Origin of the sequence: Lentzea sp. NPDC003310 (assembly GCF_040610935.1) — a bacterium.
Taxonomy (GTDB): domain Bacteria; phylum Actinomycetota; class Actinomycetes; order Mycobacteriales; family Pseudonocardiaceae; genus Lentzea.
Genome location: NZ_JBEXNC010000015.1, coordinates 165,660 through 185,951 on the forward strand (window position 1 = coordinate 165,660; position 20,292 = coordinate 185,951).

The following is a 20,292-nucleotide window of genomic DNA, read 5'->3' on the forward strand; positions in this document are numbered from 1 at the left end:
GACAACTCGGACGCCGCCTCAGAGCACGATGTTGACGGTGTCCAGCACCGACGTCGTCCGGTCCGGCAGCAGCACGGGCACCCACAGGTGGCCGGTCTCGGGGTCGACGACGTGCGGCCCGAGGACGACGCCGCGCAGGAAGGCGACGGGGTGGGTCGCGTCGGGGTTGAGGTAGGTGATGACCGCGCCGCGGCCGGGACGGGGTGTGGTCGGCATGGTGGGCTCCAGCGAACGCCGGGTGCTCGGGTCAGGTGGTGTCGAGTACCCGCCCGGGACCGGGGAAACCGCCGCCCGCCGATCCGTGCGCGCACGATCCCGCCCGGTCCGCCGTGACGTCAGCCGGTCACTCGGTGAAGACCGTGAACGAGCGCATGCCGTCGAACCGCCGCGCGGCGAGGTCGTCGGACGAGATCAGGAAGCAGCCGTGGTAGTAGTCGCTCCCGGTGTGGAACTGCGCGAGCGGCACCCAGTCCCGCAGCAGCCGGTGCTCCTCCTCCCGGCGCAGGCGGAAGCGCTCCGGCCGCGGCAGGTCCGGATCGCGGAGCCGGTCCAGGAGGTTCAGCTTGGCCATCCGCGTCCAGGGCGTGTCCTGACCGCCCTTGCGGCGGGTGTGACCGCCGATGCGGAGCGCGAGACCGCGGTCCTGCTCGGGCCAGAGCTTCTCGACCAGGTCGCACAGCAGGTCGACGTGCTCCATCCCGTCGGTGCCCTCGCGGTCCTCGACCCACTCCGGGAGCACCGGCTCGACCCACGCGGTCAACGCCGTGCTGTCCTCACCGGGCGACACCGCGCCGACTTCCGCGGGCACGTGGAGCACCCGCGCGAACTCGGGCGCTGCCATCCCGGGCTGGGCGTTCAGGTCGCGCTCGGCGTCGAGGAAGAAGACCAGCGAGCCGTCCTCCGGCAGCGGCAGCCCCTCGGCGCGCGGGAGCAGCGCGCAGTCGACGGAAGCGCTGAACGGCAAGGGGAACCCGGTCGTGCTGGTCGGCCACTCCACGTCTGCCGGGAGTGCCGCGGACCCCTCGCTCCACCCGGCCACCTGGTCGCCGGGTCTGGCGTAGCCGAGCCAGACCGCGAAGCGGAGCTGGCCGGCGAACTGGTCTGCCTCCTCGCCCGGGACGCCGTGATCGGCGGCCGCGCGGCGGAAGAGCTCGTAGCGGTTCATGCCGCGAGATGATCTCAGAGGCGTTCCGGGTGGAGCCTGCTCCACCCCGCACACGGCAGGTGAGGGGATCTCCTTGGCGCGAGAACGCCTCTAGCGTTTCGGGCATGACGAACAACGTGCAGACCAAGTCCCACCCCGCCCTGCTGTGGACCGCGCTCGTGCTGAGCGCGCTGGCCAACGCGGGCATGTCCTTCGTCGCCGCCGGCGGCGTGATCCACATCGTCTTCGGCGTGCTGACCCTGGCGTTCGGCGCCGGTCTGGTCGCGCACTACCGGCGGCGCTGACCGCCGCGCTCAGGCGCCGAACGCGCCGTCGACCGCCCTGGTCAGCTCGCCGACGGTCTCCACCAGCGGAGCGACGGGCCGCACCATCCCGGTGAGGCGCTCCAGGATCCGCGCGACCCTGCCCTGGTCGGGCTCGGGAGCGTCCAGTTCGTCCTGGAGCTCGTCGGCGGCCTCGGTCGCCTCGTCGGCCGTCCCGGGCAGGTCGGCGCGGTGGCGTTCGAGCAACGCCTTCAGCTGCGCCACGAGCTCGTCGGTCGCCGGGGCGGCGGTGAAGTGCAGGCCGTGGCTGACGGCGCGGGCGTTCTGGCCGACGGCCTGGTTGCCGACGTTGCTCACCCCGCCCGACTGCTGGATGCCGTAGTTGGGTGAGTTGTCGGGCACGGGTTCTCCTCCGGTCATCGCGGGGTCCCGGTGGCGGGCGCGGGCGTGGCGAAGTGGGCGGTCGCGGTGGCCTCGCTGCCGACCGCCTGGTTGCCCACGTTGCTGATGCCGCCGGTCTGGATGACGCCCTGGTTGAGGATCGTCATCTGGCGGTTGCGGAACTCGGTGGTGTCCACGCCGCGCTCGTCGAGGAAGTCCAGCAGCGCGGCCAGGACGTGCCGTTCGACGAGCTTGAGGTGCTTCGCGGCGTCGGTCTTCTGGAAGTAGTTGTGGTAGTTGGTGTCCGAGGCTTCCTCGCGGACGCTGAACCGGGCGCCGTAGCTGTAGCCGAGGTCCTGGTCGGCGATGGCGCGTTCGACGGCGCGGTGGCGCCGGCTGCGCCAGTGGAACGTCGCGTCGCGGACCACCCGGAACGGGGCGCGCGGCACCGCGCTCGCCAGGCCGCTCGCGGCCCTGGTCAGCATGCGGCCGATCGCCCCCGCGGTGAGCACCGGGCTGATCCGGTCGACGTCGTGGTACTGCTGCCACAGCGGTCCCAGCACGGTCCGGTCGCACTGCAGGTAGAGCAGCCGGCCGTCGGTCGAGAAGTGCAGGAACGTGCTGGCGACGACCTCGCTGCCCCACGACGGCACCTGGGCGCACACGTAGTGCCGCGCCGAGCCGTGCGGGCGCGCGGCGAGACGCGTCAGGTCGTCGGCGGCCAGGTGCTGCAGCGGCGGCCGGTCGCGTTCGGGCAGCAGGGCCGGGTGCATGGTGAGCGCGTTGCCGCTGACGAACGCGCGCTCGGTGAGGAAGAGACCGGGCAGCTCGTCCGGCTCGACCCCGATGCCCGCCAGCCGGTCCCGCACGTGCGCGACGAGCTCGGCGACGTCGAGCGGCACCACCTTGTCCTCGGCCGCGTCGGAGTCCGCGCGCAGGGAGGGCAGGGCGAACGACCACGTCGACACGAGCGGGCCGTAGCCGATGAACGGGGTGAAGCCGTCGTACACCGTCACGGTGCCGCGCTCGGCCTCGTCGATCGCGGTCAGCCGGTCCGCCAGCCACGCCTGGCTCGGCGGCAGCGCGGGTGCGGCACCGGGCTGGAAGCCGGACCGGGTGAGCTCGGTCAGCAACGTCCGGCGGGTCTGCCACTCGTTCCACACCAGCAGCGCGTACATCACCAGGCCGGCCAGCACGGCGAGCCAGGGCAGGCCCGTCAGCCACTCGTCGACCGGCGGCTCCGGGCGCGGCCGGGTGCGCGTCGGCGGGGGCGGTGTGCCGAGCGAGTTCACCATCGACACCGTCACGAACAGCAGCACGGCCACCGTGCCGAGCGCGACCACGGCGTCGCGCAACCGGCGGGACTCCGCTGCCCGCCGGGCGAGGGCGCCGGCGACGGGGAGCACCAGGGCCAGCGCCAGGACCGTCCACAGTGGAGACAGCACGAGCACGAGCGCGGTGGCGACGAGCAGGCACCAGTCCCGCACCTTCCGCTGACGGATCCCCGCCAGCGCGTGCAGCAGCACCGGACGCAGCGAGAACCCGACCGACGGCGCCACCGCGTGCAGGTCGTCGGTCACCAGCGCCTTGGTCATCCGCTCGGCGAAAGCCTCGTCGGTCCGCGCCGCGACGCACAGGTACCGGGTCGTGTCGTCGGGGGAGAAGGCGGTCGGTCTGCTCATCGGTTCGTCCTCACCACAACGACTTCGGGGCCTGGGCCGGGCGTTCGCGGTGCGCCGGTTTCCGGCGTTGCGCGGCGACGACGGCGCCCAGCACGGAGCCGAACAACACGCCGAACACCGCGGCCGTGCCGAACTGGGTGAGGAAGAACTCCTCGGCCTCGCCGGCGATGATGTAGGGACGGGCGCCCTGCTCGTCGAGCAGGCTCACGGCCACCAGGCCGGAGAGCAGTGCGGCGGCCACCGCGCCGAGCGTCGTCAGCCCCACCGTCGTGACGAGCCGGGCGGCGCCGACGTCCGCCTCGCCGGCCCAGCGCCGCATCCTGGCGAGCCCCGCGACGGTCAGCAGCACGAACAGCACCACGCGCAGGTTCGCGTACCAGAACAGGAACGGGCCCGCGCGGTCGACGTCCACGTGCCACGCCGGGTAGGACACCAGCACGGTGACCCAGCGGAAGGCGGGCGACGAGCCCGTGGCCGCCCCGGCGATCTCCAGGTTCAGCCACGGGTTGCCGACCAGCAGGACGAACCCGCCCAGCACGGCGACGCCCGGCGGGAACGTGCGGCGTGAGTGAGGATCCCCCTGACCGTTCACACCCAGCAACCTAGATCGCCGCGTGGTCGTCCGGCGACGGCCGATCGGCGTAGGGAGGGCGGAACGTCGTCAGCCGTCGTCGCGCCATTCGGTCAGACGGGCGATGCGGGTGTCCTCCGGGAGCACCTCCGCGAGCTCGCGCAGCAGTGGCAGCGGGACCGCGGAGTACACCGGGAAGCGGTGGTACGGCTTGACCATCGGGTGGAACCGCACCGGTAGTCCACCCGACCGGGCAAGTGTCGTGAGGGCCGTGCCGATGCGCGCTGCGGGGACGTCCGTCGCCAGGTCGTAACCGTCCATTTCGGACACTGTCGGCAACCAGTCGTCGAGGAACGTCTCCGCGCGGTCGCGGTGGGCGGCGAGCGCGTCGGCGAACGTCGAGCACAGCAGCAGGGTCGCCGGCATCTCCTCGTCGTCACCGTAGAAGTGCCGCACGGTCAAGGAGATCGTCTCGTTCGTGTCGCCCGGCCGGCACAGGGCGAACACCTCGCCGAGCGCGGCCCACGCGTCGACCTCGGCCAGGGCGGCGAGTGCGGCCTCGCGGTCGCCGCGGCCGAGCAGGTCGTCCTCGAGCACGAACCAGAGCAGGCCGCGGGACGTGCGCCGGCTCAGCTCCCCGCTCGCCACGCCGAGCAGCCGTCGCGCCGCCTCGACCGTGCCCGGGGCGTCGATCGCCAGGTACCGCGCGTCCACACTGGTGATCACGTCCGGTGCCCGCTGGAGCGCGGCCTCCAGGGTGGTGCGCTGCGCCTCCGTCAGCTCTTCCGGCGCCAACGGCCGGTAGGTCTTCCCGCTGGGGCGGAACTGCCGCGCCATCCGTTCGAGCAGACGGGAGTAGAGGTTCGGCAGGGTGTCCGCGGGTGCGGTCAGCAACCCGTCGTCGTCTGTGCCGAAGGTCCACGCCGCAGCGGCCAGTTCGGCGAGGTCCGCCGTCCACGCGTCGTGCACCGGGTACTCGCCCTGTGCGAGGTGGTGGAGCAGTGCCATCGCGTGGTCGTCGGCGAATCCGGAGTAGACGACGCACACCGCCGCGGCGCCCCGCACGTGCAGGGACGGACTCGTGGTCATCAGATCCCGTGCCGCCGCAAGGTGTTCGACCCTCGCGTCGGTACGACGCGCACCGCCGGGGATGACGCCGTTGTCCCGCGCCGCGGCGAAGGCGTGCGCCAGGCAGAGGCCCGCGTCCGCGTCCGGGGTGAGGGCGGGAAGTTCCGGTGCGCGGTCCAGCAACACCAGCAACCGCAACGCTTCGTCGTCACCGCCACGCCGCCAGTTCGCCTCGATGTCCGGCGCGAACTCCGCGACCAGGCCCGCGTACTCGCTCGTGGCCTTGAAGACGTCGTCGGGCCGCGTCACGAAGTGCGTCTCGCCGAGAGCGATCCTGGACAGGAACAGCACCGACGCTTCGACGTCCCGGCGCACCAGGTCGGCGAGGAACGGGACCGCCGCCCCTGCCGCCGTGCACGCCGAACCCTGGTGCGTGGTGGCCGAGTACAGGCCGTACACGCCGAAGGCGCGGTCGCCCGCGTGGTCGCTCGTGAGTGCCTCGACGAACCACGGCGTCTGGTCGGCCGTGCCGTAGGCGTCGTCGAGGACCGCCCAGTCCACGTCGTGCAGCCCGGCGGGCGGCGCGGTGGTGCCGAGCAACGGGGGCCGCTCCACGTCGGCCCCGTCGCTCTCGTCCACGTCGAACTCCGGCGGTGTGAACGCGGGGAGCCCAGCAGCGTCGAACACGTGTCGTCCCACCAGGTCGGGGAAAATCCGCGTGGAGGCTAGCAGGACGTGATCACCGGTCAGGCCCGGACGGTCGCCGTCTCGACGTCGCGCCGCACGCGGCCGAGCTCCGCCGTCGGCTGCCGGAAGGTCTCGCGCCCGGTGGCGATCGCGGTGGCGCTGAGCGCGCACACGGCGGCCGTGAAGATCGCGACCCCGAGCCAGTCGTCTCGCCCGGACCCGATCGCCGCCACCACGCTCGGCGCGAAGCCCGCGATGGCGAACCCGATCTGCGTGCCGATCGCCATGCCGGAGAGCCGGACCTCGGTGCTGAACATCTCGCCGTACAACGACGGCCAGATGCCGTTGATCGCCGAGTAGGCGACGCCGAACAGCAGGATGCCGAGCGCGAACACCAGGCCCAGCGACCCGACCGAGATCGACCACAGGTACGGGAAGATCAGCACCGCGCACGCGCCGCAGCCCGCGAGGAACACGGGCTTGCGCCCGATCCGGTCGGAAAGCCCTGCCAGCAACGGGATCGCGGCCAGCGCGACGAGGTTGGCGAGGACACCGACCCACAGCATGGGCGTGCGCGGGAGACCGATCGTGTTCACCGCGTAGCTCAGCGCGTAGACGGTGAAGATGGTGCTGACCGAAGCGATGGTCGCCGCGACCACGACGCGCAGGACGTCGGCCCAGTGCGTCCGGAACAGCACGGCGACCGGCAGCTTGGCCACCTTGGTGCGCTTGAACTCCGCCGTCTCGTCGATCTTGCGGCGGATGACCAGGCCGACGACCACGACGACCGCGCTGCACCAGAACGGCACGCGCCAGCCCCACGTCAGCAGGTCTTCCTGGGGGAGCGCGGCCACCGGCAGGAAGATCGCCGTGGCGAGGATCTGCCCGGCCTGCGTGCCGCTCAGCGTGAAGCTCGTGAAGTACGCCCGGCGGTGCTCCGGCGCGTGCTCCAGCGACATCGAGTTCGCGCCCGCCTGCTCACCCGAGGCCGAGAGCCCTTGCAGCAGGCGCAGGACGACGAGCAGGACCGGTGCCAGGACGCCGGCCGTGTCGTAGGTGGGCAGGCAGCCCACGAGGAACGTCGCCACGCCCATCAGCAGCAGCGTGAAGACCAGGACCTTCTTGCGCCCGAACCGGTCGCCGACGTGCCCGAGCACGAACGCGCCGAGCGGCCGGGCGAGGTAGCCGACGCCGAACGTGGCGAGCGCGAGCAGGGTGCCCGTCGCCGGATCGGCCGCGGGGAAGAAGACCTTGTTGAACACCAGCGCGGCGGCGGTGCCGTAGATGAAGAAGTCGTAGTACTCGAGGGCGCTGCCGATCCAGGCTGCCAGCGCAGTCTTGCGGGCCATCGATGTGGTCACGGCGTACTCCCATGTACGACCTAGTTAGTTAATACAAGGTCGGATACGCCACCCCCGCGTGTCAAGGACGGATTTTTAGCTGGTCAGGTAGTCGATCAGCATGTCACCGAGCATGCGTCGCTGGTGCTCGCGGCGGTCCGGGTCGAGCATGTCCCGCCCGAAGATCGCGGCGAACGTGTGCCGGTTCGCGAGCCGGAAGACGCAGAACGAGCTGATCACCATGTGCACGTCGAGCGGGTCGACGTCGGTGCGGAACCGGCCGGCGGCGCGGCCCCGTTCGAGGATCTGGGTGAGGCCGTCGAGGGCCGGGTTCGCGAGGCCCGCGAGCACCTCCGAGCGCGCGATGTGCTCGGCGCGGTGGATGTTCTCGATGCTGACGAGCCGGATGAAGTCGGGGTGCGCCTCGTGGTGGTCGAACGTGAGCTCGGCGAGCCGGCGGACGGCGTCCTCCGGCTCCAGGTGCTCGACGTCGAGCTCGGCCTCCAGTGCGCGGATCGCCAGGTAGGCCTGCTCCAGCACGGCGATGTAGAGCTGTTCCTTGCCGCCGAAGTAGTAGTAGATCATCCGCTTGGTCGTGCTGGTGCGTTCGGCGATCTCGTCGACCCGTGCGCCTGTGTAGCCCTTGTCCGCGAACTCGCGCGTGGCCACTTCCAGGATGTCGGCGCGCGTGCGGTCCTTGTCCCGCTGACGCTCGGCATCGGACGACGACGGTGCGGCCACCGAGCCCCCTTCGATCTGCTGATGACCAGCCAACTCTAGTGCAGGACTTCCTGACGGCGACTCGGTGCGCTAACGTGAACTCACTAGTTCGTACATTAATCCGGGAGGCCGGGTGTCCAGCTACCTGATCGGGCTCGTCGGCTCCGGCATCGGTCCGTCGCTCAGCCCGGCGCTGCACGAGCGGGAGGCGGCGGAGCTCGGGCTGCGCTACTCCTACCGGCTGCTCGACCTCGACGTGCTCGGCGCGCCGGTGGGCGAGGTGCTGGCCGCGGCCAGGGCCGAGGGGTTCGCCGGGCTCAACATCACCCACCCGGCCAAGCAGGCGGTCCTGCCGCACCTCGACGCGCTCGCGGAGGAGGCCGACGCGCTCGGCGCCGTCAACACCGTCGTCTTCGACGGCGGTCGGGCGACCGGCCACAACACCGACGCGACGGGGTTCGCGCGGAGCCTGCGCCGCGGGCTGCCGGACGTGGCGCTGCGGAACGTGGTGCTGCTCGGGGCGGGCGGCGCCGGTGTCGCCGTGGCGCACGCGTTGCTGGCGCTCGGCACCGAACGCCTCGGCGTGCACGACGTGGACCAGGACCGGAGCGCCGCGCTGGTGGCCGCGCTGGAACGCCGGTTCGGCGCCGGCCGCGCGGTCACCTGCGGCCCGGAGGCCGTGCGCACCGCCGACGGCCTCGTCCACGCGACCCCCACCGGCATGGCGGCCCACCCCGGCCTGCCGCTCGACGAGTCGTTGCTGCGCGAGGAGCTCTGGGTCGCCGACATCGTCTACCGGCCACTCGAGACTGCACTGCTCGCCGCCGCACGGGCGCGCGGCTGCCGGGTGCTGCACGGCGGCGGCATGGTCGTGCTGCAGGCCGCGGAGTCGCTGCGGCTGTTCACCGGCGCCGACCCGGACGCCGACCGGATGCTCGCGCACTTCGAGGAACTGGAAGGGGAACCCGCGCATGCGTCCTGACCCGCACACCGCCATCGCCACGGTGTGCCTGTCCGGCACCCTGGACGACAAGCTCGCCGCGGCCGCGCGAGCGGGCTTCGACGGCGTCGAGGTCTTCGAGAACGACCTGCTGGCCGACCGCCGCTCCCCGGCCGAGATCCGGCGCCAGTGCGCGGACCTCGGCCTGACGATCGACCTGTACCAGCCCTTCCGCGACTTCGAGGCCGTGCCGCCGGACGTGCTCGCGGCCAACCTCCGCCGCGCCGAGCACAAGTTCGGCGTCATGGCGGAGCTGGGCGTCGACACCGTGCTGGTGTGCTCGTCGGTCTCCCCGGACGCGATCGACGACGACGACCTGGCCGCCGAGCAGCTGCACCTGCTCGCGACCCGCGCGGCCGAGCACGGTCTGCGCGTCGCCTACGAGGCACTGGCCTGGGGCCGGTACGTCCACGGCTATGAGCACGCGTGGCGGATCGTGCGCCGCGCCGCCCACCCGTCGCTCGGCGTCTGCCTGGACAGCTTCCACATCCTGTCCAAAGAGGACGATCCGAGGGCGATCCGCGCCATCCCCGGCGAGAAGATCTTCTTCCTGCAGCTCGCCGACGCGCCGACGCTGCCGATGGACGTGCTGCCGTGGAGCCGGCACCACCGGCTCTTCCCGGGACAGGGCGACTTCGACCTGACCGGCTTCACCCGCGCCGTCCTCGACGCGGGCTACCGGGGGCCGCTCTCGCTGGAGGTGTTCAACGACGTCTTCCGCCAGTCCGACCCGGACCGCACCGCGGTCGACGCCATGCGGTCGCTGAAGAACCTCCAGGACTCGTTGGGGCTGCTGGACGTTCCCGCCGCACCCGTCCCCACCGGGTACGCCTTCGCCGAGGTGGTGGGGGAGCCGGACCTCGCCGTGCTGGGTTTCACCCGCACCGGCACGCACCGGACGAAGCCGGTCGAGCTGTGGACGCAGGGCGAGGCGCGCGTGCTCGTCAACGCCACCGGCGAACCCGGTGAGATCGGCGCGCTCGGCCTCGCGGTACCGGACCCGGCCGCCGCCGCACGCCGCGCGGAGGTTCTGCTCGCACCACCGTTGCCGCGCTCGACCGGTCCCAGCGAGGCCACGCTGACCGCGATCGCCGCGCCCGACGGCACCCAGGTCCTGCTGTGCACGGGGGAGGACTGGCTCGCCGACTTCGTCCCGGCCGGGGAGCCCGCGCCGGGCGCGGGCATCACCGGCATCGACCACGTCGCGCTCACCCAGCCGTTCGACAACTTCGACGAGGCCGGCCTGTTCTACCGGTCGGTGCTGGGCCTCGAACCGGGCGCGACGGCCGAGTTCGCCGCGCCGTTCGGGCTCGTCCGCGGCCGCGGGGTGAGCGGAGGGGGCGTCCGGCTGACGCTGGACGCCGCCCTGGTCCGGCGCGGCGGCTGGGCACCGGCCGTGGAGGAACCGCAGCACATCGCGTTCCGCTGTGATGACGCGGTCGCGTGCGCCCGGGAACTGCGCGGGCGCGGCGCCCGGCTGGTGCGGATCCCGGACAACTACTACGACGACCTCGCCGCGCGCACCGGCCTGCCGCCCGGCCGCGTCGAGGAGCTGCGCGAGCGGTCGGTGCTGTACGACCGCGACGAGGCCGGCGAGTACCTGCACTTCTACACCGAGCTGGCCGGTGCGCGGGTGTTCTTCGAGGTGGTCCAGCGGATCGGTGACTACCGCGGGTTCGGCGTGGTCAACGCACCGATCCGGATGGCCGCCCACCACGACGCGAGGACCCGCGCGGAAGTGCGCGACCGCCGGGCCTGAGCCGCACCGTCGCGGGCGCGGCTCCCGCCGTGGGCGCGACTCCCACGGCGGCCGCACCGCCGCCGCGGGCGCGACTCCCGTCGCGCCCGGACTTCGACGCTAGAAGGCGTCCTCGGTGAAGTCGCTCGGCATGTCGTCGTCGTGGTCGCCGTGCGAGCGCCGGGGCCGTTGCCGACCCGCCGCGACGATCTCGTCGGGGTTCTGCCCCTCCTTGATCGCCGTGTACGCCCGCTTGAGCGACGGCATGCTGCTCTGCATCGCCCGTTGCACCTCGGGGTCGTGCAGCGCGCGGCCGGACGCGATGTCCCGCCAGGACAGTTCACCCGCGTCGACCTTGCGCTGCAGGTCCTTCAGCGCGTTCGGCGCGTCCTTGGACCGGGCGTGCTTCTCGATCTCGGCGATGTCGGCGGGGGACAGATCGGCGCCGCGGCTCGGCACCCGGGCCGCCTCCTGCGCGACCTTCTCGAGCCGCGACCCCTTGGCGTCGAGGTCCTCCTGCCACGCCCGCAGCTGCTGCCGCGCGCTGTCGTAGGGGAACGTCATTCCTCACCGCCCGAACTCGCCGGGGCCTTGTCGGCCCACCGCTCCGTCTTCGCCGCCTCGCCGTACTTGCTGTGCGCCTTGTAGCCGCTCTTCGCCACGCCCCACGCGCCGCTGCCGACGGCGGACATGCCGTCGCCGACCTTCTCCTTGCCGTCCTGCCACGTGTCGACCACGTCGAAGAAGTCGTTGACGTCGCGCACGTCCGGGATCCGCGACAGCGCGGTGCCCATGATCTTGATGCCGTTGATCACGCCCTGGACGCCCTCGATGAGCGTCTTCATCGACTGGATGAGCTTGCGGACCTGGTCGACGATGTTGACCACGTCGTAGACCATCCACACGGCCCGGCCCCAGCCGACGAGCGGGATCCACGCCGTCATCGCGGCCTTCATCAGCTTGTCGCAGATCTTGTCGAGCAGCGTCAGCGCGAGCTTCGCGGCCGACCGGCAGGAGCTCGCCATGTTCTTGAACCGGTCGCCGATGAACTTCGCGACCTGCGAGTCCCACTCGATCGCCGTGGTCCACGTGCGGCGCATGCGGTTCTCGAAGCTCTGCGCGGCGCCGCCGTCCCAGCTGGGCGCGAGCTCCTCGATGCCGTTGTTCACGTTGTGCCGCACGTTGTCGAGCGCCTTGGCGACCCGGTCCCACGCGGCGGCGTTCGCGTCGATCTTCTCGAAGTCGCCCGCGAGCGGCATGACGAGGTCGCGCACCAGGTCGTCGCCCGTGACCTGCTGGTAGATCCAGTTGACGCCCTGGATCTTCCACCCGGCGGCCTCGATCAGCTCCTTGACCGTCTGGCGGCCCGGCCGGTCGTCGGGCGTGGCGCGCAGCGCGACATTCGGATCCTCTATGTCCTGGTAGCCGTTGCAGACCCCGCCGCTCACCGGTCCACCCCCAGGAACCGCTCCAGCAACGACGAGGGCTCCGCCTTGCCGCCCGCGCTGTCGATGAAGCAGATCGCGAGCTCGTCCGCCTGCTCGTAGACGCGTGCGGCCTTGACCAGCGACTCGGCGTCCTGGTCCATCTTCTTGTTCGCGGCCTCGAGCGTCTCCCCGTAGAGCTGCGCGACCCCGGTCACCACGGGGTCGAGCAGCGACAACAGCCCGGTGAACCCGGACGTGTCCCCACCCTTCACGATCGCGTGCTCCCGGATCGTCAGGAAGTGCTCTGCCTGACGTTCGAGCAGCTCGCTGTAGCCGCGCAGCTCATCCGGCACGACGTGGAACTTCTCTCCCATGGCGCACAGGACGCCCGTCCCGGATGTGCGGTTCCGTCGCATTCGGCCCAATAGGCAGGCCGAATCGCGGTCGTCCCCGGCCGCCGCTCAGTAGACGAAACGGCTGACCTTCTCCGGGTGCAGGACGAGCCGGACCTGCTCGGCGCCGAGGATCTCGGCGAGGTCGTCCACCCGGGACGGCTCGCCCGGTCCCCAGTAGCGGTCGGCCAGGCGCTGGGCCAGCTCGTGCGCGCCGTCGGTCTCCACCGTCACGCGGCCCGCGACGGACAGCCAGCGTTCGCGTTCCCCGGTCGGCGCGGCGACGACGAGCGAGGCGCGCGGGTCCTCGCGCAGCCGCCGGACCTTGAGCGAGCCGGGGTCGGTGAACAGCTGGACGGTGCCCTCACCGGTGACCTCGAACCACACCGGCCGGGGCTGCGGCGGCACCGGGCCGGCTGCCACGGACAGGAACCCGTACAGCGGGCGGTGCAGGAACTCGACGTCTTCCGGGGTCAGCGATCGGTCTGCCATGCCTCCACCATACGAACGCGCGGCTCACGCGCTGGTGGTCTCCGGTTCGTCGGCCTCGCGGTGCCCGCGCCGCGCGTCCCGGTCGTAGATGAACAGGACGTCGCACGGGCGTCCTTCCGCGCCGATGGCGTGCGGCATCATCGTCGGGAACTCGGCGGCCCGGTTCGTCTCGACCCGGAACCGGCTGTCGCCCAGCAGCAATGTCGCCGTGCCGGACAGCACCACGAGCCACTCCCGGCCGGGGTGGGCGCGCATCCGGGCGGGGTTGTCCGGCGGTGGTTCGGTCAGGCGCCGCCGCATGACGCTCATGGCGGGGTCGCCCTTCATCGGCCAGCTCAGCCCGTGCGGGCCGTGGTTCATCGGGCTGATCACGACGTCGTCCACGGCGGTTTCGACGAGCTGGTCGAGAGTGGTGTCGAGGGCGCGCGCCAGGGCGACGAGCTGGTCGAGCGCGAGGCGGCGCTGCCCGTTCTCGATGCGGCTCAGCGAGGACTGGCCCAGGTGGACGCGCTTGGCGAGATCCTCCAGCGACAGGCCCTGCGCGACCCGCAACGCCCGGATCCGTTTGCGCACGAGGCCGTCCAGCGCTCCTTCTTCTTGCGTCATGAGCAAGATGCTATGCCACTGCCGCAAGTCGTGCCTACTGTCGAGGTCACCGGCTCGGGCCGGGCAGGACGAACGGCGCGGTCGACGCGCTGTCCCTGCCGAACTCCCACACCCTCCGGAGAGGAACCCATGAGCACCAATCAGCCCGCACCGAGGGCTGCCGCACCGGACGCGCGCCGGTTGCGCGCCGTCCTGATCTCCGTGTCCGTCGCGCTGATGGCCGTGGTCGCGTCGGTCTCGGGCCTGAACGTCGCCCAGACCCACGTGGCCGTCGAGTTCGGCGCCTCCCTGGGCACGGTCCTGTGGATCGTCAACGTCTACCCGCTGACCCTCGCCGCGCTGCTGCTGCCGCTCGGCGCGGTCGGCGATCGCCTGGGGCGCAAGCCGGTGCTGGTCGCCGGGCTCGTACTGTTCGGCGTCGCCAACGTCGTGGCGGCGCTGGCCCCGACGGCCGGCGTCGTGATCGCGGCACGGGTGGCCGCCGGCGTGGGAGCCGCGATGATCATGCCGGTCACGCTGGCCGTCATCACCTCCACGTTCCCCGAGGACCGGCGCGCCAAGGCCATCGGCGTGTGGACCGGGGTGGCCGGAGGCGGCGGCGTCCTGGGGATGTTCCTGTCCGCGCTCCTGGTCGACGTCGCGGACTGGCGCTGGCTCTTCGCGCTCCCGGTCGCGCTGGTGGTCGTGGCGCTGGTGACGACCGCGCGGTCGGTGCCGAACTCCCGGGAGCGCTCGGCGCACCCGTTCGACGCGGTCGGTGCCCTGCTCTCGACCGTCGCCGTCGTAGGCCTGGTGTTCGTGCTGCAGGAAGCGCCCGAGCGGGGGTGGGGTGCCGCGACCGCGGCCGGGCTCGTGGTCGGTGTCGCCGCCGGGATCGCGTTCGTGCTCTGGGAACTGCGTCGCGGGGACGCCGCGCTGCTGGACGTGCGGCTGTTCCGCGAGCGCGGACTGGCGGGCGGGTCGCTCACGTTGCTGGTGGTGTTCGGCGTGCAGGCGGGGATCGGCGTCGTGCTGTTCCCGTTCTTCCAGGCGGTCCTCGGCTGGTCGGGACTCGTCTCGACGGCGGCGCTCATGCCGATGGCGATCTCGATGATGATGGCGTCCGGACTGGCCGCCACGCTCGCCGCGCGCATCGGTTCCCGCGCCACCATGGCCACCGGCGTCGCGGTGGCCGGGGCCGGGCTGGTGCTGATGGGGCTGTTCGTGTCCGTGCAGGGCGGCTACCTGTCGATCCTGCCGGGGCTGCTCGCGATGGGGCTGGGCATGGGCCTGTCGATGACGCCGTCCACGGAGGCCATCACCGGTTCGCTGCCGCGCGCGCAGCAGGGCGTCGCCTCCGCGCTCAACGACATCACCCGCGAGTTCGGCACCGCCCTGGGCGTGGCGCTGCTCGGCGCGCTGGTGGCCGCGGGGTACCGCGCGGGGATCGACGGACGGCTGACCGGTGTGCCGCCGCAGGCGGCGGACGTCGCGCGCGAGGGGGTCGCCCAGGCCACCGAGGTGACCGGCTCGTTCGCGCCGGCGGTCGCCCAGGCCGCCCGGGAGTCCTTCGTGGACGGGTGGCAGCAGGCCATGTGGGTGGGCGCGGCCGTGATGGTGGTGCTGTTCGCCTACGTGGTGCTGCGGGGACCGAAGAGCCCTGAACGCTCCACGGTGGACGAGCCGGTCGCGGTCGGCTGATCGGCACGAGGCCGCTGGTGGAACTGTCCGGCTGACGCCGCCCATTCCATTCGACCACGCCCGGAGTTCGGTTTTCCCCCACCCGCTGCGGCATTTCCCCATAACCTCGGGAGCACGAGGTCGCATTGCTTGGAGGGGGACCAGCCAATGCCTCGACCGGAACGAGGGCTGAATCCTGCGGACGGCGCGGTGCAACGCTTCGCGTCCGAATTGCGTGAACTGCGGCGCGGCGCCGGCGGGATGCCGTACCGGACACTCGCGACACGCTGCGGCTACGCGGTGTCCACGGTGTCCGACGCGGCAGGAGGGCGCAGACTGCCGACTTTGGAGGTCGCGCTCGCCTACGTGCAGGCGTGTGGTGGTGACGCGGAAGAATGGACAGCGAAGTGGAAGGCGGCGGCGCTCGCCGCTACTCGAGAGGCGCCCGGAAAACGATGTCGGGCTCCTTATCGCGGCGCGAGTGCTTTCCGCGAGGAGGACGCGGATCTGTTCTTCGTCAGGGAGGAACTGGTCACCGAGATCGTCACTCGGGCGCGCGAGAATTCCATCACGGTGGTGAGCGGGCCGTCCGGTGCGGGGAAGACGTCCGTGCTCCTGGCGGGTGTCGTGCCCGCGCTGCGCGACGAGCTGCGACCGGTGGTCGTGGCGCCGGGCGAACGCCTGCCCGGCGACGGCGTTCCGCTCGTCGTCCTCGACCGGTTCGAGGAGGTCTACACCCGCTGCGACCAGCGCGCGTTCCTCGACGGCGTGCGGGCGTTGGTCGCGCGGCGGGTGCGGCTCGTCGTGGCGGTCCGGGCGGACTTCTCCGCGCGCTGCGTCGCCGACCTCGGCGCGTCCGGGCAGGACGTGGTGCGCGTGGAGCCGATGACGCCCGAGGAGCTGTGCGCGGCGGTGAGCCGGCCCGCGCAGGCCGTGGGGATGTCCGTCGAACGGGCGCTGCTGACCACGGTCGCCACCGAGGCCAGGGGAGGTCCGGGTGCGCTGCCACTGCTGTCGCACGCGCTGGCCGAGGCGTGGCGACGGCGGCGGGGCGAGGTCCTGACCGAGGCCGGGTTCGCGGCGGCCGGGGGCGTCGGCGTGGCGGTGGCCGGTCCGGCGGAGGCCGCGTACGGCGACCTCGGCCCGGAGGAACGGCTGCTGGCCGAACAACTCCTGCTGCGCCTGGTCACCGTGGACGAGGAGACCGGCGCGGCCGGCCGCCGCAGGGTGCCCGCCGCCGAACTGGCCGAGGTCGCCGCGGTGGTCGATCGCCTCGCCGCAGCCCGGCTCGTGACCGTCGGCGAGGACACCGTCGAGATCGCGCACGACGCGGTGCTCGCGCAGTGGCCGCGGCTGCGCGCGTGGATCGACGACGACCGCGACGCGCTGCGGTCGCACCGGGCCGTCACGACGGCGACCCGCACGTGGCTCGACGGCGGCCAGGACGCCACGGCTCTCGCCACGGGCGCGCGGCTGGAGGAACTGCGCACGCACGCCCTGTCGTCGCGGCTGCGCCTGAGCCCGTCGGAACGGGCGTACCTCGACGCGAGCCTGGCGCAGGACCGGCGCGCCAGGGCGGCCACCCGGAGGCGTTCGCGCCTGCTGCTCGCGGTCAGCGTCGTCGCCGTCGTGTGCGCGGCGGTCGCCGGCTCGCTCGCCGCCGTCGCGAACCGCGCGCGGCTCGACGCGGCACGCGCCAGGGACACGACGGTGTCGCGGCAGATCGCGCTCACCGCCGACAAGCTCCGCCACACCGATCCCGCGCTCGCCGCGCAGCTCGCGATCGCCGGGTACCGCACCGCCGCGACCACGGAGGCGAGGTCGGCGTTGCTCGCGTCGTCGGGCTCGCCGCTCCCGGCGCGGTACCTCGGCGGGGCCGGCCCGACGGCCCTCGCGGTGTCGGCCGACGGCGGGCTGACGGCCGTGAGCAACGCGCTCGACGGGTCCGTGCGGCTGTTCGTCCGCGAGAACGGCGTGCTGGCCCGGTCGGGCGTGGTCGAGCCGCGGCGGCCGGAGACCACCGGCTCGGGCGGCCGCAGGGGAGTCATGGTGTACGCGCTGGCGCTCGTGCCGGGCCGGGACGTGCTGGCGGTCGGCGACGTCGAGGGCTTCGTCAGCCTGTGGGACGTCTCCGACCCCGCCGCCCCCGTGCCGTTCGGCGCGCCGGTCCGCGCGTCCGCCGGCCCGGTCGAGCGCCTCGCCGCCGACCCGTCCGGCCGGGAGCTGGCCGCGGCCGCCGGGACCGCGGTGCCGCGGTGGGACGTCTCCGACCCGGCGAACGTCGTGGCGCTGCGGTCCCTGCCCGCCGAGGCACCCGTCCGCACGGTGACCTACGGCCCCGGCGGACTCCTGGCGTTCGGCACCGACGGCGGGTCGGTGCACCTGTGGGACGTCCGGGGCGGGGCCGCCGAGAGGTCCGTCGTGCGCGCGGGCGACAAACCGGTGCCCGCGGTGTCGATCTCGCCCGACGGCCGCACCCTGGTCGCGGGCTCGCACGACCGGACGCTGCGGTCGTGGGACGTCACGACCCCGGCCGCGCCGGTGCCCGCGCGGTCGCTCGCGGGGGAGTTCGACCTCAAGATCACGACCACGGCGTTCAGCCCGGACGGGCGGCACCTGGTCGCGGGCGGCGCCGACGCGACGATCCGCGTGCTCGACGCCGCGACGTGGGAGACGCTGCGCGTGCTGCCACACCCCGACGTCGTCACCTGGGCCGCGTTCGGTGCCGACGGTTCGGTCGTCTCGACGGCGACCGACGGCGCGGTGCGGGTCTGGCCGGAGGCCGACGCACCGGACCGGCACGCCCGCGGCCCGGTCCAGGACACCGCGTTCAGCCGCGACGGAACGAGGCTGGCGGTCTTCGCGGAGGGCTCGGCCGCGCTGTGGGACCCCGAGTCGCTCCGGCCGCTCGGCGGCGACGTGCCCGCGCCGCCGACACCGTTCAGCGGCGCCGGAGACCTGTCGGCCGACGGGACGCTGCTGGCCGCGGGCACCGTCGGCGGCGACGTCGAGGTGGTCGACGTCCGCGACCCGGCCCGTCCGGCGGTCCGGGCGGTGCTCGGCGGGTCGCGGCAGGAGGTCGTCGCCGTGGCGTTCAGCCCGGACGGGTCGAAGCTCGCCGCGGCGGGCCGGGACTCCGCGATCCGAGTCTGGGACCTCACCGGCCCGCGCCTGGTCGCCGTGCTCGACGATCCGCGCGACCTGGTGCTCGACCTGGCCTGGAACCCGCGCGGCACGCACCTCGCGGCGGCCAGCGGGGACAGCCACGTCTACCTGGTCTCGGTGACCGGCACGCCCCGCGTCGTGGCGCGGCTCGACGGCCTGGACAGCTACGCGTTCAGCGCGACCTTCTCCGGTTCCGGCGACGTGCTCGCGGCGGGCGGCGTCGACGGCGAGGTCCTGCTGTGGGACGTGCGCGACCCGGCGTCACCCCGGCGCGTCGGCCCGCCGCTCGCCGGACCCGCCGGACGCATCCTCGAGCTCGCGTTCCAGCCCGGCGGCGACCTGCTGGCCGCGAGCGTGATCGACGGCTCGGCCTGGCTGTGGAACGTGGCCGACCCCGCGAAGCCTTCCGTGGTCGCGGTCGTGTCCGAGTCCACCTCCCCGCTCGGCACGGCGGTGTTCCGGCCCGGCGGCGACCGCGTGTTCGCCGGCGGCGGCGACGGCCGGCTGCGCACCTGGCGCACCGACGAGAACGCGGTCGCCGCGGCGATCTGCGCGACCACCGGGGACCCGATGACCGAGCACGAGTGGCGCGCCCAGTTCCCGGACCTCGCCTACGCCCCGCCGTGCCGTTGACCACCGGCACGCCCGTTGTCCGGACCTCGGTTTTCCGGCCGCGGCACGGGGTTCCGAACAACACCGGGCCACCGTAGACAGGGCGTCGACGGCCGATCAGGCCGCGTTTCCTGAGGGGGAAATATGCGCAAACGAAGTGTCCTGCTCTCGCTCGGCACGGTCCTCGCGAGCATCGCGCTCGTGCTGGCGCCGTCGACGGCGAACGCCGCGGCCGAACCCGCCGCCACGCCGGCCGGTGTCTCGGTCTCCGGGGTCGGCACCGCGGCGTGCCGCGTCGCCCCGGCACCGGGGGTGTCCGGGGTCAACGTGCGGCTGCGCGCCGACGCCGGGTCCACGCGGCTCGGCATCATCCAGCCGGGGCAGAGCGCCGTCGCGGACTGCTCCGAGACGACCGGCAAGGCCTACACGGCCTGCGGTGGCGTGAACACGCCGCGCTGGATCGGCGTCACCTGGAACGGGCGGCGGGGGTACGTCGCCCGGTGGTGCGTCGACTGGTGGGTCGTGTGAGCTGGTGGGGCGTGTGTGGCCGGGCGGTTCCGCTGACTGAATGCCGCTGGGGGTGTGAGTGGAGCGGCTCCGCAGCCTGAAAGCCGGTGCCGCACTCGCGACGCCGACGACCCGTTGACCGCGAAGCCGGTGGTGCTCAGGGGGCGCCACCGGCTTCGCCGTGACACCGATTATGGTCTCTGCCATACTCCCGACTCAGGGAGGCGCGATGAGCGAGCCGGGCAGGCGCGGGACCAAGCAGCGGATGCTCGACAGCGCCGTGCTCCTGCTGCGGGAACGGGGCGCGGCCGGCGTGACGGTCGACGCCGTGCTCGCGCACAGCGGGGCGCCGCGCGGGTCCGTCTACCACCACTTCCCCGGCGGGCGGAACGAGCTGGTCCTCGGCGCGGTCCGGCAGGCGGGCGACTACATCGCCGCGATGGTCCGCGACTCGGCGGCCGAGGGCGACGTCGAGCAGATGGTGGACCGCCTGGTCGCCTTCTGGAAGCGGGCGCTCGTCAAGACCGACTACCGGGCGGGTTGTCCGGTCGCCGCGATGGCGATGGACAGCCGTGACGTCGTCCCCGACGCGGGCGAGGTCGTGCGGGAGATCTTCGCCCGCTGGCAGGCGAGCCTCGTGGACGCGTTGTCCGGCTGCGGTTTCGCGCCGGACCGCGCGCGGCGGCTGGCGACGTTGATCGTGTCGGCGATCGAGGGCGCGATCATCCTCTGCCGCGCGCGGCGGGACCTCGGACCGCTCGACGACGTGCTCGCCGAGATCGCACCCCTTCTGCGGCAACGAGACTAGGAGTCCGGC

At 72.9% G+C, this 20,292-nt stretch carries 20 protein-coding genes; 7 read left to right on the forward strand and 13 right to left on the reverse strand.

Going from position 1 to position 20,292, the window contains the following annotated elements; genetic code table 11:
* Positions 1-18 precede the first annotated feature (18 nt).
* The gene (locus ABZX02_RS29935; RefSeq protein WP_355302961.1) at positions 19-216 is read right to left on the reverse strand and encodes a hypothetical protein; all 198 of its coding nucleotides are present in this window, start codon (positions 214-216) and stop codon (positions 19-21) included.
* Positions 217-343: 127 nt separating this feature from the next.
* A complete protein-coding gene (locus ABZX02_RS29940; protein ID WP_355302963.1) occupies positions 344-1,165 on the reverse strand; it encodes a DUF1963 domain-containing protein in 822 nt (273 codons plus the stop codon).
* Positions 1,166-1,269: 104 nt separating this feature from the next.
* Here ABZX02_RS29940 and ABZX02_RS29945 point away from each other — a divergent pair, with 104 nt between their 5' ends.
* Positions 1,270-1,449 (forward strand): hypothetical protein, encoded by a 180-nt coding sequence (locus tag ABZX02_RS29945; protein ID WP_355302965.1) that lies wholly within the window; start codon positions 1,270-1,272, stop codon positions 1,447-1,449.
* Positions 1,450-1,458: 9 nt separating this feature from the next.
* Here ABZX02_RS29945 and ABZX02_RS29950 read toward each other — a convergent pair whose 3' ends face one another.
* From ABZX02_RS29950 to ABZX02_RS29975, 6 genes are all read right to left on the reverse strand, one after another.
* On the reverse strand, positions 1,459-1,830 hold the full coding sequence (locus tag ABZX02_RS29950) for a DUF5955 family protein (RefSeq protein WP_355302967.1): 372 nt from the start codon (positions 1,828-1,830) through the stop codon (positions 1,459-1,461).
* Positions 1,831-1,844: 14 nt separating this feature from the next.
* Positions 1,845-3,491, reverse strand: coding sequence for a hypothetical protein (locus ABZX02_RS29955; protein WP_355302969.1), 1,647 nt, complete (start codon positions 3,489-3,491; stop codon positions 1,845-1,847).
* Between the two features lie 10 nt (positions 3,492-3,501).
* Positions 3,502-4,083 carry a hypothetical protein gene (locus ABZX02_RS29960; RefSeq protein WP_355302971.1) on the reverse strand — a complete coding sequence of 194 codons (582 nt, stop codon included), beginning with the start codon at positions 4,081-4,083 and terminating at the stop codon, positions 3,502-3,504.
* 69 nt (positions 4,084-4,152) lie between these two features.
* Entirely contained in the window at positions 4,153-5,817 is a 1,665-nt protein-coding gene (locus ABZX02_RS29965; RefSeq protein WP_355302972.1) for a hypothetical protein, read from the reverse strand.
* A gap of 59 nt (positions 5,818-5,876) precedes the next feature.
* Positions 5,877-7,178 carry an MFS transporter gene (locus ABZX02_RS29970; protein WP_355302974.1) on the reverse strand — a complete coding sequence of 434 codons (1,302 nt, stop codon included), beginning with the start codon at positions 7,176-7,178 and terminating at the stop codon, positions 5,877-5,879.
* 75 nt (positions 7,179-7,253) lie between these two features.
* Positions 7,254-7,898: a TetR/AcrR family transcriptional regulator gene (locus tag ABZX02_RS29975; RefSeq protein WP_355302975.1), complete on the reverse strand. Its 645-nt coding sequence runs from the start codon at positions 7,896-7,898 to the stop codon at positions 7,254-7,256.
* Between the two features lie 112 nt (positions 7,899-8,010).
* On the opposite strand from ABZX02_RS29975, the gene ABZX02_RS29980 reads away from it, so the two are divergent.
* Complete coding sequence (locus tag ABZX02_RS29980; protein ID WP_355302977.1) at positions 8,011-8,859, forward strand: shikimate dehydrogenase; 849 nt, start codon at positions 8,011-8,013, stop codon at positions 8,857-8,859.
* Entirely contained in the window at positions 8,849-10,636 is a 1,788-nt protein-coding gene (locus ABZX02_RS29985) for a TIM barrel protein (RefSeq protein ID WP_355302979.1), read from the forward strand. Before ABZX02_RS29980 ends, ABZX02_RS29985 begins: the two co-directional genes overlap by 11 nt.
* A 99-nt stretch (positions 10,637-10,735) precedes the next feature.
* Here ABZX02_RS29985 and ABZX02_RS29990 read toward each other — a convergent pair whose 3' ends face one another.
* The 5 genes from ABZX02_RS29990 to ABZX02_RS30010 all read right to left on the reverse strand — a co-directional run bounded on the left by ABZX02_RS29990 (position 10,736) and on the right by ABZX02_RS30010 (position 13,532).
* Positions 10,736-11,179 carry a hypothetical protein gene (locus ABZX02_RS29990; protein WP_355302981.1) on the reverse strand — a complete coding sequence of 148 codons (444 nt, stop codon included), beginning with the start codon at positions 11,177-11,179 and terminating at the stop codon, positions 10,736-10,738.
* The gene (locus ABZX02_RS29995) at positions 11,176-12,063 is read right to left on the reverse strand and encodes a hypothetical protein (RefSeq protein WP_355302983.1); all 888 of its coding nucleotides are present in this window, start codon (positions 12,061-12,063) and stop codon (positions 11,176-11,178) included. The genes ABZX02_RS29990 and ABZX02_RS29995 overlap by 4 nt, the downstream gene beginning before the upstream one ends.
* Complete coding sequence (locus ABZX02_RS30000) at positions 12,060-12,416, reverse strand: hypothetical protein (RefSeq protein WP_355302985.1); 357 nt, start codon at positions 12,414-12,416, stop codon at positions 12,060-12,062. The genes ABZX02_RS29995 and ABZX02_RS30000 overlap by 4 nt, the downstream gene beginning before the upstream one ends.
* 87 nt (positions 12,417-12,503) lie before the next feature.
* On the reverse strand, positions 12,504-12,926 hold the full coding sequence (locus ABZX02_RS30005; protein ID WP_355302987.1) for a pyridoxamine 5'-phosphate oxidase family protein: 423 nt from the start codon (positions 12,924-12,926) through the stop codon (positions 12,504-12,506).
* Between the two features lie 24 nt (positions 12,927-12,950).
* Complete coding sequence (locus tag ABZX02_RS30010) at positions 12,951-13,532, reverse strand: helix-turn-helix transcriptional regulator (protein ID WP_355302989.1); 582 nt, start codon at positions 13,530-13,532, stop codon at positions 12,951-12,953.
* Between the two features lie 129 nt (positions 13,533-13,661).
* Here ABZX02_RS30010 and ABZX02_RS30015 point away from each other — a divergent pair, with 129 nt between their 5' ends.
* From ABZX02_RS30015 to ABZX02_RS30030, 4 genes are all read left to right on the forward strand, one after another.
* Entirely contained in the window at positions 13,662-15,212 is a 1,551-nt protein-coding gene (locus ABZX02_RS30015; RefSeq protein ID WP_355302991.1) for an MFS transporter, read from the forward strand.
* Positions 15,213-15,401: 189 nt separating this feature from the next.
* Positions 15,402-18,989: a hypothetical protein gene (locus ABZX02_RS30020; protein WP_355302993.1), complete on the forward strand. Its 3,588-nt coding sequence runs from the start codon at positions 15,402-15,404 to the stop codon at positions 18,987-18,989.
* A 123-nt stretch (positions 18,990-19,112) separates the two neighbouring features.
* On the forward strand, positions 19,113-19,496 hold the full coding sequence (locus ABZX02_RS30025) for a hypothetical protein (RefSeq protein ID WP_355302995.1): 384 nt from the start codon (positions 19,113-19,115) through the stop codon (positions 19,494-19,496).
* Positions 19,497-19,704: 208 nt separating this feature from the next.
* Positions 19,705-20,283 carry a TetR/AcrR family transcriptional regulator gene (locus ABZX02_RS30030; protein ID WP_355302997.1) on the forward strand — a complete coding sequence of 193 codons (579 nt, stop codon included), beginning with the start codon at positions 19,705-19,707 and terminating at the stop codon, positions 20,281-20,283.
* The last annotated feature ends 9 nt before the right edge of the window (positions 20,284-20,292 follow it).

Coding starts and splice junctions, on each gene's coding strand:
- ABZX02_RS29990 (WP_355302981.1), bottom strand. CDS start 11,179: ATGACGTTCCCCTACGACAGCGCGCGGCAGCAGCTGCGGGCGTGGCAG.
- ABZX02_RS29985 (WP_355302979.1), top strand. CDS start 8,849: ATGCGTCCTGACCCGCACACCGCCATCGCCACGGTGTGCCTGTCCGGC.
- ABZX02_RS29945 (WP_355302965.1), top strand. CDS start 1,270: ATGACGAACAACGTGCAGACCAAGTCCCACCCCGCCCTGCTGTGGACC.
- ABZX02_RS30030 (WP_355302997.1), top strand. CDS start 19,705: ATGAGCGAGCCGGGCAGGCGCGGGACCAAGCAGCGGATGCTCGACAGC.
- ABZX02_RS30025 (WP_355302995.1), top strand. CDS start 19,113: ATGCGCAAACGAAGTGTCCTGCTCTCGCTCGGCACGGTCCTCGCGAGC.
- ABZX02_RS30000 (WP_355302985.1), bottom strand. CDS start 12,416: ATGGGAGAGAAGTTCCACGTCGTGCCGGATGAGCTGCGCGGCTACAGC.
- ABZX02_RS30005 (WP_355302987.1), bottom strand. CDS start 12,926: ATGGCAGACCGATCGCTGACCCCGGAAGACGTCGAGTTCCTGCACCGC.
- ABZX02_RS29935 (WP_355302961.1), bottom strand. CDS start 216: ATGCCGACCACACCCCGTCCCGGCCGCGGCGCGGTCATCACCTACCTC.
- ABZX02_RS30010 (WP_355302989.1), bottom strand. CDS start 13,532: ATGACGCAAGAAGAAGGAGCGCTGGACGGCCTCGTGCGCAAACGGATC.
- ABZX02_RS30015 (WP_355302991.1), top strand. CDS start 13,662: ATGAGCACCAATCAGCCCGCACCGAGGGCTGCCGCACCGGACGCGCGC.
- ABZX02_RS29940 (WP_355302963.1), bottom strand. CDS start 1,165: ATGAACCGCTACGAGCTCTTCCGCCGCGCGGCCGCCGATCACGGCGTC.
- ABZX02_RS29955 (WP_355302969.1), bottom strand. CDS start 3,491: ATGAGCAGACCGACCGCCTTCTCCCCCGACGACACGACCCGGTACCTG.